Raw genomic sequence first — 13,020 nt, forward strand, 5'->3', positions numbered from 1 at the left:
CGGGCGCCGCGCACGCCGGGCGCCGTGCCGGAAGGGCCCCGCACCACAGGTGCGGGGCCCTTCCGGGTGCGCATTGACCGACGGGCCGACTCCCGTACCGCAGGACCGGCCAGGAGCCGCGTGCCGCCGGACGAACGGAAGCCGGTATGGCTAGAAACCGCCGTACGGCACCGTGATGATCTCCAGGCCATGGCCCGACGGATCCGGGAAGTAGACGCCCCGGCCGCCGTCGTTGGTGTTGATCTCGCCCGGCTTCTTGCCGTGCGGGTCCGCCGTGTAGGCCAGGCCCTTGGCGCGGATGCGGGCGAAGATGGCGTCGAACTCGTCCTCGGAGACGAGGAACGCGTAGTGCTGCGGGAAGACGTCCTGCGAGGGCGGGAGCGAAGCGAAATCGAGATCGACGCCGTTCGCAAGGGTGACCGGGATGAACGGGCCCCACTCGGTGCCTACTTCGAGGCCCATGACGTGGGCGAAGAACTCTGCGGATTCCCGGTTGTCACGGGAGAGGACGATCGTGTGATTCAGCTGTACCGACACGGTGGAATGCCTCCGTTGGGCAATCTCACGGGCTACCTTCACGCCCCACCCAGCCGGTGGCCGACGCGCGATGCCGTGGGCGAAAAACTAGGTGAGGCCACCGGCGCCGGTCAAGGGCCACCCCCCCTCACGCCAGCCACCCCCGCGTCGCCGCCTGCGCCCCCGCCTGGAAGCGGGTCTCCGCGTTCAGGGACTCCAGCAGGCGGGAGATGCGACGGCGGGCGGTGTGCACGTGGACCCCCAGCCGCCGCGCGATCGCCTCGTCCTTGAGGCCGGCCGCCAACAGGCCCAGGAGCTCCCGCTGCTGCCCCGGCACCGGGTCGGCGGGCGGCTCGGTGGTTCCGCTCAGCGGGATCGAGCGGTCCCAGACGGTCTCGAAGAGCGGGAGCAGCGCGTTGCGGAGCAGGGCGTCACCCACCACCAGCGCGGCGGCCGTCGGATCGGCGGCTTCGGTGGGCGGCAGCAGGGTGACCCGGCGGTCGATGCCGATGAGCTTGGTCGGGACCCCGGTGGTGACCCTGGCCCGCAGGCCGCGCGCGGCGAGGGAGGCCAGCGAGTGCATCCGGCCGGGGTAGGAGAGGCCCTCGCGGTCTATCACCGCGCGGACGGTGACGCCCCGGTCGAGCAGGGCCTCTATGTCCAGGGCGGGTGGCCGGTCCGGTGGGCCGGTGTCCGCCCTCGCGTACGGCGGCCGGTCGAGGATCACCACCTCGTGTTCGGCGGAGGCGAGGAGCGACTGGGCGCGCTCGCCGATCTGGCGCGGGCCCGTGATGATCTCGATGCCGCCCTCGGAGGCGGCCGGCGACGTCACGGCCAGACGCCCCGCGATGCGGTCCGCGGACATCATCAACCGCTCCAACTCGGCTGACTGAATGTGGAGTTCGGCTTGACGGCGGTGGATCAGTGTGCGGATGGCGGCGGCCGGGGCCGCCGGACGGGGTGTGCCGTCCTGGGTGGAAAGGGTGAATCCTGATGCTTCGAGGCTGGTCAGGGCCTCTTCAATGCGTGGAGCGGGGACTTCCAGTAAGTCGGTCAACTCGGTGGCGCTTGCGGCGCGTTCCATGAGAAGCGCCTCGTAGACACGTCCCTCGACCTCCCCCAGGCCGAGGCTGTGCAGTTCTTCCCCCTCGATCATGGGCCGGATTCTTTCGTGAGCACTGCATGCACACAAGTGTGCGTGTCCACATCTGAACACACGGGAAACATTGCCGACTTGAACACAGAGCGACTTGCATGGCCCTGCCCAACAGGCCCGAAGAGCGTCCGTACCGTGGGAGGGAAAGCGTGCACAACACCCGAGTGCGTGCAGCAAGACAGCCCGGCGGCAACACCACCGCCACATCCGGTATATCCAGGGGCACCAAGGGAGTGGCCGCCCTGATCGGCGCGGCAGCCCTGCTCGCAGGCGTCGTACCCGCCGCCCAGGCAGCCCCGCCTGCCGCACCCGCAGCCCCCGCCGAGGTGATCCCCGGCACCGACACCGCGACCCCCGCCCTGGTTGACGGCATCAAGGAGCCGGCGAAGTCCACCGGCAGCGCCGCCGCCGCGGCCGTCGGCCACCTCGCCGAGAAGCAGAGCCGCTACCGCATCGGCAACCCGGGCGCCAACCTCAAGGCCGTCGCCGCCCAGTCCGGCAAGGGCGGCACCGAGACGGTCCGCCTCCAGCAGAAGTACAAGGGTCTCGACGTCCTCGGCGGCCAGTACGTCGTCAGGATGGAGAACACGGACGGCAAGCGCAGCGTCGTCGGCACCTCGGGCAAGTACTTCACCGAGCTGGCAGCGCCCGCCACCGCCACGGTCTCCGAGAAGACCGCCGTGGAGCGCGCCGTCGCCGCCGTCGGCCGCGAGCTGAACGGCAAGAACCTCGGTAAGAAGGACCTGCGCAAGGCCGGGGGGCAGAAGTCCGCCGCCGCCACCGCGCTCTCCGGCACCGCCGGCAAGCTGGTCGTACTCCCGCAGGGCAAGGGCGTACTGACCCGCCAGGTCACGGTCAGGGGCAACCACCCGGTGACCGGCGAGGCCGTGCTGCGACAGGTGTACATCGACGCGCGGGCCGGATTCCCGGTCCTCCAGTACAGCAGCATCAAGACGTTCGGCAACAAGCCGGCGAAGGGTGCCGCCGTCAAGGCCGTCAAGGCCGTCAAGGCCGCGCAGGGTGAGCGGAAGGCCGCGGGCGCCGCCCTGGGCCCCGCCGACGCGACCGGCACCGGCGTCAGGACCGACGGCACCAAGGTCGATCTGAACCTGTACTTCGACGCCTCCCGCAAGGAGTACACGCTCCGGGACCACGTACGGATGCAGGACACCAGCAAGAACGCCGTCGCCACCTGGGACGCCCGCGGCGTGGAGGCCAACGACGCGGCAGGCACCTGGCCCTCCGGCATCAAGGAATTCGGCTCGCCCGTCCAGGACTTCGGCAAGGAAGCCACCGACGCGGGCGCCATCGACGCCCAGTGGGCAGCCACCCAGGTCTACGACTACTACAAGGCCAAGCACCAGCGCGACAGCCTCGACGGCCGCGGCATGGCCATCAACTCCCTGGTGGGCGTCACCAACGGCGGGCAGCCGTGGGTCAACGCCTTCTGGGACGGCAGCAAGATGGTGTACGGCGTCGGCGACGACGAGTACAAGCCGCTCGCCTCCGACGTCGACGTGGTCGGGCACGAGATGACCCACGGCGTCGTGGAGAACACCGCCAACCTGGTGTACGTCGGCCAGTCCGGCGCGCTCAACGAGGCTCTCGCCGACTACTTCGGCAACGCCATCGACACCAACAGCGGCGGTACCGCCATGGACAACCCGGAATCCGGGCTGGTCGGCGAGGACCTGTGCCGCACCCTGTCCAAGCGCGAGTGCGCCCTGCGCGACATGAACGACGGCCGCACCACCTCCAAGGACTTCCTCGGTGTCGCGTACAACGTCGACAACGGTGGTGTGCACCTCAACTCGACGATCTTCTCCGGCGCCCTGTGGGACATCCGCCAGGACCTCGACGAGGACTTCACCGACGCCGTCGTGTACAAGGCGCTCGCCGAGTACCTGACCCCGCTGGACGGCTTCACCGAGGGACGCAACGCGGTCCTCGCCGCCGCCAAGGACCTCGGCGCCACCGCGAAGCAGCAGAACGTGATCAAGCGCTCCTTCAGTGCCCACGGCATCGTCCCGGACTGGGAGGACGCGATGGGTCTCGACACCGACACCCTGCTGGGCAAGCTCAACACCTCCGGCACCGGGACCGGCGCGGGCGGCGGCCACTACGCCGTCGCCAAGTCCAACGACGACGGCTCCGAGCCGTACTCCATCTACACCGGCCGCACCGACGGCAGCGGCGCGGCGAAGCTGGTCAGCCCCAACGACGGCCGGTTCCACGTCTACCCGGCGACCGACGGCAAGAACGTCGTCTGGGCGGCCTACGGCACCACCAGCATCGACATCCTGGTGCGTCCGGTCGCCGGCGGCCCGATCAAGAAGGTGTGGTCCTCCTCCACCGGAGTACAGGGCCTGCGGATCGACGGTGACGTCGTCGTCTGGGAGGAGAGCGACCCGTTCGGCGGACGGCACGCCGCGTACAAGAACCTGAAGACGGCCGAGCAGGCCTACGTCGACGGCGGCCGCTACCACCTCGCCTCGGCACTGCCCTCCGTCAAGGACGGCAAGGTCGCCTACGCCAAGCTCGCGCCGGTCGCCGGCGAGTACCGGCTGGACGTCGAGGTCCTGGACACCAGGACCAAGAAGACGAACCTCATGCCGCAGAAGGCAGCCGTCGAGAGCCTCGGCCAGACCGGCATCTCCAGGACGCACGTCTCCTGGCTGGTCGACGAGGTCGCGTCAGGACCGATGGCCGTGCGCCGCGCCAACCTGGACGGCGGCAAGATGCTCGACCTCAGCCCCGAGAGCGGCGACAAGGCGCTGTACGCCTTCGACCTGACCGCCTCCGAGGAAGCCGTCACGGTCAACTCGCAGGAGCCCGACACGCAGTACCGCAACGAGACGCTGCCGAAGCTCTGGCAGTTCGAGACCTCCGGCACCCGGGAGGGCGAGCGGATGTCCTGCAACCGCGGCGACCAGTCGTACGCCTCGGCCGACACCGGCAAGCGCGTCGTGTGGATCGACGGCACGACCAGCAACACGGACCTGGTGGTACGGGACCGTGCGGCCGGCCGCTGCTGAACACGCTGAACACCTTGACGGGTGAGCATTTCGCGGAGTAGTCCGTGGAGTACCCCGTGAATCCGACGGACAACCGGTACATCCGACGGACAACCCGTGAACCGGACCTCCGGCGCCCGTGCGCCGGGGGTCCTTCGCGTGCCGTGCCGCGTGGCCCGTGCCCGGGGGCCGGCCGGGGGCACAGGGACCCGAGGTACGGAAGGGGGACCGGATGCCGGCATTGGTCCACACCTGAGAAATACTGGGTGAGCTGCGGCGACGTGCGCCGCGGAAGGATTCCGGCACGGTCCGGAACGCTCACCGGGGACGGCTCCGGAAACGACAGGAGACCTCCAAGTGGATCAGGAATTCCTCGCGCTGGAACGGGAGTTGGCGCTCTTCCTGCGCCGGGCGCGGGCCTCGTCGGGCGACATGGCCCGGCAGGTGCACCCGGACCTGGAACCCGCGGCGTACGGGCTGCTGGTCCGGCTGGATGAGGCGGACCGGCAGCGGGCGACGGAACTCGCGGCCTGGTTCGGTGTCGGCAAGGCCACCATGAGCCGGCAGCTGCGGGCGCTGGAGGAGCTGGGGCTGGTGGCCCGCGAGCCGGACCCGGCGGACGGCCGGGCCTCGCTGATCCTGCTCACCGAGGAGGGCCGGGCACGGTTCCGCCGGGTACGGGACGCCCGCCGGGCCAGCTACGTGCGCAAGCTCTCCAACTGGGACCGGGCCGAAGTGGCCGAACTCGCCCGCCTCCTCCACCAACTCAACACCCAGCCAGACTCCTGACCCACCCGCCGCCCGACCCCACCCCCTGTCCCCTTGGACGGCGGGGCTGCCCACACCCCTTACCCCCCGCCCCCTTGGGCGGCGGGCCCGCCCGCACCCCTCCCCCCCGGCCCCCTTGGGCGGCGGGCCCGCCCGCACCCCTCCCCCCCCCGGCCCCTTGGGCGGCGGGGCCGCCCCCGGGGGCGGAACGGGCGGGCAAGGGGGCGGCCCCCGGCGGAGCCGCGCACCCCTGTCCCGCCCACCCGAAACCCGCACCCCGCTCCCCACCCCTCACAGCTCCGCGTACACCACCGCCGCATCGTCATGCCGCTTCACCCTCACCGCCCCCGGCTCCCCCCGCTCCGGCACCCCCCGCTCCAGCTCCCGTACCCGGTCGATCAACCCCTGCGCCCCCTCCTTCCGCAGGACCCCCATGCAGTCCCCCCAGTCCCCCTCCCCGAACATGTCCACCCAGCGGGTGACCCCGTCCGTCATGGCCGCCACCGCCGCGACCTCCGCCCGCGGCGTCACCCCGACGACGGCCCGCCCGGCCACCGCCGGATCCGCCGCGGCGGTGAAGAACCCACCGGGCGCGTTCCGGTACACGTCCGCGGTCGCGTGCGCGCGCAGTGCCTCGCGCGGAATCCGGTCCAGCCGGTCGTCCAGTACCGCGCGCACCTCCCCGTCCGCCCCCTGGAGCAGCAGGGCGGAGTCCGACAGCACCAGGTGTTCGACCCGCGCGGCCCCCCAACGCACCATGACCACCGCCGCCTGAGGTGTACGTACGTGAGAAAGGTCACAGGTGTCGCGGTGGGCGTCCGCGGTCCGCGTGATCGCGGCGGCCAGCACTTCCGCGAGGGTCAATTCAGGCCTTGATCCGGACAATTCGATCATCGCGCCACCCAGTCGCGCCGTGAACCAGGGCACCGAGTGCACACATCCCGTTTCGAAGGGTGGCGGAGTGACGCCGTCCAGTACGACGAGGGTGCCCCCCTGACCTCCGGTGCCGTGCTCACCCGCCGCAGGCAGTGCCACGGACGTCCAGTCCTCGTTGGGGCGTTCGGGGTTTCCGGGGGCGGTGGCCAGTTCGATGCGCATAGCGGCCAGTTTGCCGGAGCGGTCGGCGCATTCGGCCGACGTCGCGAATTGGCCCATACCAGCAGGTCAAGAGAGTGGATTGCGAGGGAATGATCTATTCCGGGAAGCTGCGAGGGGGCATCTTGCCAAAGCCCGCACGGAACTTCCAACCGACGCACCGCGGGGGCGTCTGACGGACCGTGACGGGAGTTGTTCGCCAACTCCCGAGTGATGTTCACTCGTTCGGGTGGCGGGTCGGTTGATGCGCGCCTCCCTCCCCAGGGCGCTGGAATGGTCGAAAGCTGAATCAGGTGTGGGGGGTGGGGTGCCCGGTCCGTACGCACCTGATGTACCAGTCGTCACCTCGGCCAGCTGGGCGGACGAAATACAAGGATGCGAGCACCGGTGCAGAACAAGCGGCCTCGGGGCGGCGGCAGTGAAAGCTCCACGGGAGACCGGCCGGAGCAGCCGCGGCAGTCGCGCCCCAAGCGCGTACGCAGTCGACTCGTCGCCTCGGTGGCAGCGGTCGGCGTGCTCGTCCTGGCGGCCGGAGCCCCTGCCGTCATCAGCGCGTCCGACGAGCTGACCCGGTCCCAGCGGTTGCTGGATCTCGCGGAGCTCAACCGGCAGGCCCTCGCGCTCGCACACTCCCTCGCCGACGAGCGCGACGACACGACGGCCCGCGCGGCCGCCGCCGGCGCCACAGGCGGGAGCGCGAGCGGCTCCGAGAGCGAAACCGGCAGCAGCTCCGGCTCCGGCAGCAGCTCCGGCTCCGGCAGCCGCGACAAGGGTGTCGCCCGCGACGACCGCACCGCCCGCGTCGACCGGCAGATCGCCGAGTTCACCGACCCCTCCCACGAGGCAGCCGAGGCCCCGGCCGCCCTGCGCGACGCCCTCGCCAGGATTCCCGCCGTGCGCCGCGCCGCCCTGGACGGCACCGCGGGAGCGGGCACCGGAGCGGGTACGGGCACCGGAGCGGGTACGGGCACCGGCACAGGTACGGACACCGGTGCGGGTACGGACACCGGCACAGGTACGGACACCGCCACCAGCACCACCCCCCTCGACATCCACAAGACGTACTCCGAGGTCATCGACCAGCTCCGCGGACTCACCCGTGAACTGGCCCGCAGGACCCCGCCCCGGGCCGGCGGCTCCGGCAACGCGCCCGCCACCCTCGGCAGTGCCGTCGAGCAGGCCACCGCCACCCGCGGTCTGCTGCTCGCCGCCCTGTCCGTACCGAGCGGCAACGGCACCACCCGGACCGACCCCCTCACCGGCCTTCCGGTGCGTACCGAGGGCTCGGTCAGGAACGCCCGCACCCGCGACGCGCTGAGCGGCGCCGCCCAGCAGGCCCGCTTCCGCGAGGTCGCCGCCCTGGCCGACTTCGACCTGGCGGCCCCCGTCAAGGACCGCGACTCCTTCGCCGCCACCGTCAGCGGCCCCGAGGTGAAGGCCGCCGAGCGCTACCTCGGCGCCCTCACCGACCAGCCCACCCTCAGCTCCGCCGAGCGCCGCATCGACCCCGACCGCGTCGGCTCCGCGCTGACCGCCAGGATCGACCGGATGCGCGGCGCCGAGGCCGCCCAGGCCTCCGCGCAGACCGAGAACCTCGCCGCGCTCCGCGACGGCGACGTCACCGACCTCGAAATGCACGTCGGGCTGCTCGGCGTCTGCTTCCTGCTCGCGGTGGGCATCTCCACGGCCGTCGCCCGCACCCTGACCCAGCCGCTCGCCGTGCTGCGGCTGGGTGCCGCCCGGCTCGCCGCCGCCCCGCAGGACGAGGAACCGGTCCGCTACACCGGCCGCAACGACGAGTTCGCCCAGGTCGTACGGTCCCTCAACAGCCTGCACGCCCACGTACGCGACCTCGGCACCCGTGCCCAGGAACTGGCGGGCGACCGCAGCCAGCTGGCCGGACAGCGCGAGAGCCTGCACGCCAAGCAGCGCGCCCTCGCCGCCGAGCGCGATCAACTGCTCGCCCAGCACGCGGAGTTGCTGGAGCGCGCACAGGACTCCACCGCCGAGCTGGAGGAGCTCCGCTCGACCGTCCACTCCTCCTTCGTCAAGCTCTCGTTGCGGACCCTGGGCATCGTCGAGCGCCAGCTCGCCGTCATCGAGAGCCTGGAGGAGCGCGAGCAGGACCCCGACCGCCTGGCCACGCTCTTCAAGCTGGACCACATGGCGACCGTGATGCGCCGCCACGGCGAGAACCTCCTCGTGCTGGCAGGCAGCGACCACGGCGTCGCGCACACAGGCCCGATCCCGCTCGTCGACGTCACCCGGGCGGCGATCAGCGAGATCGAGCGGTACGAGCGGATCACCCTCCAGGCCCTCCCGCCGCACGCCCAGGTAGCCGGGTACGCGGCCGACGACCTCAGCCACCTGCTCGCCGAACTCCTCGAGAACGCCACCGCCTTCTCCCCGCCGGACACCCATGTCCAGCTGTCGGGCTGGCTGCTGGAGAGCGGCGAGATCATGCTGTCCGTGCAGGACGGCGGCATCGGCATGGCTCCCGAGCGGCTCGCCGACCTCAACTCGCGGCTCGACGACCCGGCGACGTACACCCCGGGCGACCACGGCGACGACGCGGCCCAGGGGCTCGGCCTCCAGGTCGCCTCGCTCCTCGCCGCCCGGCACGGGGTCCGCATCCAGTTGCGCGAGCAGACCCAGGGCGGCATCACGGCGGTCGTCGTCCTGCCCAAGGCGCTGCTGCCGCTCGAGCCGCCCGCGGTGCCCGAGCACATCGAGGCGGCGCACCAGCTGCCCGGCTCGGTCGCCGAGAACAACTCCAACGTCCTGCCGGGCCGCGCGTCCGGCCAGGACCCGCTGATCGCGATCGCGGAGAAGGCGGTCGAGGAGGCGGAGGCGGGGTCCGAGGCGGAGCCCGGGACCGAGTCCGGGGCCGGGGCCGGGTCCGAGGCGGAAGCCGACAGGCCCGCCGAACACGGCCGTACGCCCGACCCGTCGACGGACCAGGACACCCCGGGGGACGCCCGCGAGGAGCCCGCCCGCGACGTGTCCGCCCGCCAGGATCCCGCCCCCGACGTGCCCGCCCACGACGAGTTCGCCAGGGACCAGCCCACCCGGGAGATCCGGCTGCCCCAGCAGTCCCCGGAGCCCCTCGTACGGGAACAGCCGCAGCAGGCCGTCGTACGCGAGCAGCCGCAGCAGACCGCCGTACCGGAGGAAGCCCCCGTCCCCGAGCCCTCGGAGCCGACCACTCCGCGCCTCACCGACAAGGGACTTCCCAAGCGCACGCCCAAGGTCGTCAAGCCCGCTGCCGACGCCGCACCGCCGCGTTCCGGCGGGGTGGACGCGGAGGCGCTCCGCCGTCGCCTGGGCGGATTCCACCAGGGTGCCAAGGACGGCAGGCGCGATGTCGAAGCGGAGATCGCCGGCAGTGATAACAACGGGGAGCACGGGGTAAGCGGGGTAGCCGGGGGTGCCGGTGGCCAGACGGACCACACCGGCAGCATCAGCAGCACCCGAGGCACCGACCGTACCGAGACCGAGGGGGACACCGTCGAGGAGGCACGCAGTTGACCGCGTCGATCACGTACCGGCTGAGCAACGAAGCCCGCAACCTGCACTGGCTGTTGAGCAATCTGGTGGAGGAGGTGCCCGGCCTCGTCTCGGTCGCAGTCGTGTCCTCCGACGGACTGCTCCTGCTGTCCTCCGACCCCGACCACATGCTGCCGGACACCGCACCGGCCCTGGTCGGCCCCAAGGGCTCCACGGCCGACCTCGCCACCATCGTCTCCGGCCTGGCCTCGCTCACGATCGGTGCCGCCCAGCTGATGGAGGGCGGCGGCGTCAAGCAGACGATGGTCGCCATGGAGTACGGCAGCCTCTTCGTGATGTCGATCAGCGACGGCTCGCTGCTCGGGGTGCACGCCGCACCGGACTGCGACATGAGCATCGTGGCGTACCACATGGCGCTCTTCGTGGGCCGGGCCGGCCACGTCCTCACCCCCGAACTCCGCAGCGAGCTGCGCAAATCGATGGAGAGTGCCAGTTGAGCCCGCAGCCGGTGACCGTGTCCCCCCGCCTGCCGATACGCGGCGAGGGCCGCCGTCCCGCCCGGGTCCGCCCGTACTCCCTCACCGGCGGACGCACGCGCTTCACCCGCGTCCTGCTGGTGGAGACGTTCGTGGCGGCCCTCGAAGCCTCGCCGGAGCGGCCCGAGCTGACCGGCCGCCCGGCCGGCAACCGGGTCGCCCCCGAGATGCAGGCGATCGTCGAGCTCTGCCGCCGGATGCGGACCGTGGCCGAGATCGCCGCCCTGCTGAAGATGCCGCTGGGCGTGGTCCGGGTGCTGCTGAGCGACCTGGCCGACCAGGGAAAGATCCGCGTGTACGGAACCGGCCACGGCGCCGGCCGCCCCGATCGCGCACTGCTCGAAAGGGTGCTGAATGGGCTCCGTCGCCTCTGAGGCCGTCGCCGCACAGACCGTCAGGCCGAGGGACGCACAGGGCGTCCTGCCGAGGGACGCACAAGGCGTCCTGCCGACGGACGCACAGACCGTCCTGCCGACGGACGCACAGGGTGTCCCGCCGACGGCCGGACAGCTCTTCGTCCCCGCGGACGGCGTGCCGCTCGACGAACAGTCGCTCCCGGCCTGGCAGCTGGACCACACCCGGGCCCCCACCGCCACCAAGATCGTGGTGGCGGGCGGCTTCGGCGTGGGCAAGACCACCTTCGTGGGCGCGGTCTCCGAGATCACGCCGCTCAAGACCGAAGCGGTCATGACCACCGCCAGCGAGGACACCGACGACCTCTCCGGCGTCCCGGACAAGACGACGACCACCGTCGCCATGGACTTCGGCCGGATCACCCTGGACGACGACCTGGTCCTGTACGTCTTCGGCACCCCCGGGCAGCAGCGCTTCTGGTTCATGTGGGACGACCTCGTCCGGGGCGCGATCGGGGCGATCGTCCTCGCCGACACCCGTCGGCTCACCGACTGCTTCCCGGCCCTCGACTACTTCGAGAGCTGCGGCATCCCGTACGTCGTGGCCGTCAACCACTTCGAGGGCACCCCGCTCTACGCCGCCGAGGACGTGCGCGAGGCGCTGACGGTCCCGCCGCACGTACCGGTCATGGTCATGGACGCGCGCAGCAAGATCTCCGTGGTCGAGACCCTGCTCGGCATGGTCGGCCACGCTCTGGACGCCACCCCCGCGTAACCCCCTCCTCGTTGAACGAAAGAGCCACGCACCCCATGCGGAAGATCCTCATAGTCGGAGCCGGTCAGTCCGGCCTCCAGCTCGCCCTCGGCCTCCAGTCCAAGGGCTACGAAGTCACCCTGATGTCCAACCGCACGTCCGACGAGATCCGCTCGGGCCGGGTCATGTCGACGCAGTGCATGTTCCACACCGCGCTCCAGCACGAACGCGACCTCCAGCTGAACTTCTGGGAGTCGCAGGCGCCGCGCATCGAGGGCGTCGGCGTGTCGGTCGCCGCCCCGGACGCCACTCGCGCGGTCGACTGGGTCGGCAAGCTGGACGGCTTCGCCCAGTCCGTCGACCAGCGGGTGAAAATGGCCGGCTGGATGGACAGCTTCGCGCAGCGCGGCGGCCAGCTCGTCATCCACGGCGCGGCGGTCTCCGACCTGGACTTCTTCTCCCGTACGTACGACCTGGTGATGGTCTCGGCCGGCAAGGGCGAGCTGGTCCAGCTCTTCGGCCGCGACGCCTCCCGCTCCCCGTACGACGCACCGCAGCGCGCGCTGGCGGTCTCCTACGTGCACGGTCTCGGCCCGCGCCCCGAGCACCCGGAGTTCGAAGCGGTCCGCTGCAACCTGGTCCCCGGCGTCGGCGAGCTCTTCGTCATGCCCACCCTGACCACCTCGGGCCGCGCGGACATCCTCTTCTGGGAAGGCGTCCCCGGCGGCCCCGTCGACGCCTTCAAGGGCATCAAGGACCCGGCCGAGCACCTCTCGCTGACCCTGGAACTGATGGAGAAGTTCACCCCCTGGGAGTACGCCAGGGCCACCAAGGTCGAGCTCACCGACGCGGGCGGCACGCTGGCCGGCCGCTACGCCCCCACCGTCCGCAACCCGATCGGCCGCCTGCCGGGCGGCGGGGCGGTACTCGGCGTCGCGGACGTCGTCGTCGCCAACGACCCGATCACGGGCCAGGGTTCCAACTCGGCCTCCAAGTGCGCGGCCTCCTACCTGGACTCGATCGTCTCGCACGGCGACGCCGCCTTCGACGAGTCCTGGATGCAGTCCACTTTCGACCGCTACTGGAACACCGCCCAGCACGTCACCAAGTGGACGAACGCCATGCTCGGCGTCCCGCCGGAGCACGTGCTGAACCTGATCGGCGCGGCAGGACAGCTCCCGCCCGTCGCCGACCGCTTCGCCAACGGCTTCAACGACCCGGCGGACTTTGAGAACTTCTTCTACGAGCCGGAGAAGACGTCGGCGTACCTGGCCGAGGCGGGGGCGCAGGCGTCCGCCGGTTAGCCGTGCCGGACGGGCCG

10 protein-coding genes are annotated in these 13,020 nt (G+C 71.5%); 7 read left to right on the top strand and 3 right to left on the bottom strand.

Features of this window, described 5'->3' with window-relative positions; all coding sequences use genetic code 11:
- Positions 1-150: 150 nt before the first annotated feature.
- The gene (locus ACFWVV_RS29215) at positions 151-537 is read right to left on the bottom strand and encodes a VOC family protein (protein WP_384355341.1); all 387 of its coding nucleotides are present in this window, start codon (positions 535-537) and stop codon (positions 151-153) included.
- A gap of 127 nt (positions 538-664) precedes the next feature.
- Positions 665-1,672, bottom strand: coding sequence for a helix-turn-helix domain-containing protein (locus ACFWVV_RS29220; RefSeq protein WP_384355339.1), 1,008 nt, complete (start codon positions 1,670-1,672; stop codon positions 665-667).
- Between the two features lie 164 nt (positions 1,673-1,836).
- On the opposite strand from ACFWVV_RS29220, the gene ACFWVV_RS29225 reads away from it, so the two are divergent.
- Both ACFWVV_RS29225 and ACFWVV_RS29230 read left to right on the top strand, forming a co-directional pair.
- Positions 1,837-4,707, top strand: coding sequence for a M4 family metallopeptidase (locus tag ACFWVV_RS29225; protein WP_384355337.1), 2,871 nt, complete (start codon positions 1,837-1,839; stop codon positions 4,705-4,707).
- Positions 4,708-5,043: 336 nt separating this feature from the next.
- On the top strand, positions 5,044-5,475 hold the full coding sequence (locus ACFWVV_RS29230) for a MarR family winged helix-turn-helix transcriptional regulator (protein ID WP_384355335.1): 432 nt from the start codon (positions 5,044-5,046) through the stop codon (positions 5,473-5,475).
- Positions 5,476-5,745: 270 nt separating this feature from the next.
- On the opposite strand, the gene ACFWVV_RS29235 is transcribed toward ACFWVV_RS29230, so the two are convergent.
- A complete protein-coding gene (locus ACFWVV_RS29235; protein WP_384355392.1) occupies positions 5,746-6,552 on the bottom strand; it encodes a hypothetical protein in 807 nt (268 codons plus the stop codon).
- 384 nt (positions 6,553-6,936) lie between these two features.
- Here ACFWVV_RS29235 and ACFWVV_RS29240 point away from each other — a divergent pair, with 384 nt between their 5' ends.
- Genes ACFWVV_RS29240 through ACFWVV_RS29260 form a run of 5 tightly spaced genes read left to right on the top strand, consistent with a single transcriptional unit; the run spans position 6,937 to position 13,003 of the window.
- Positions 6,937-10,077, top strand: coding sequence for a nitrate- and nitrite sensing domain-containing protein (locus tag ACFWVV_RS29240; protein WP_384355333.1), 3,141 nt, complete (start codon positions 6,937-6,939; stop codon positions 10,075-10,077).
- Entirely contained in the window at positions 10,074-10,553 is a 480-nt protein-coding gene (locus ACFWVV_RS29245; RefSeq protein WP_384355331.1) for a roadblock/LC7 domain-containing protein, read from the top strand. The genes ACFWVV_RS29240 and ACFWVV_RS29245 overlap by 4 nt, the downstream gene beginning before the upstream one ends.
- A complete protein-coding gene (locus tag ACFWVV_RS29250) occupies positions 10,550-10,966 on the top strand; it encodes a DUF742 domain-containing protein (RefSeq protein ID WP_384355329.1) in 417 nt (138 codons plus the stop codon). The genes ACFWVV_RS29245 and ACFWVV_RS29250 overlap by 4 nt, the downstream gene beginning before the upstream one ends.
- Entirely contained in the window at positions 10,947-11,720 is a 774-nt protein-coding gene (locus ACFWVV_RS29255) for an ATP/GTP-binding protein (protein ID WP_384355327.1), read from the top strand. The genes ACFWVV_RS29250 and ACFWVV_RS29255 overlap by 20 nt, the downstream gene beginning before the upstream one ends.
- Positions 11,721-11,755: 35 nt before the next feature.
- Positions 11,756-13,003 carry a styrene monooxygenase/indole monooxygenase family protein gene (locus tag ACFWVV_RS29260; RefSeq protein ID WP_384355325.1) on the top strand — a complete coding sequence of 416 codons (1,248 nt, stop codon included), beginning with the start codon at positions 11,756-11,758 and terminating at the stop codon, positions 13,001-13,003.
- Positions 13,004-13,020: the final 17 nt, after the last annotated feature.

It is taken from the genome of Streptomyces sp. NPDC058663 (genome assembly GCF_042716745.1).
GTDB lineage: Bacteria > Actinomycetota > Actinomycetes > Streptomycetales > Streptomycetaceae > Streptomyces.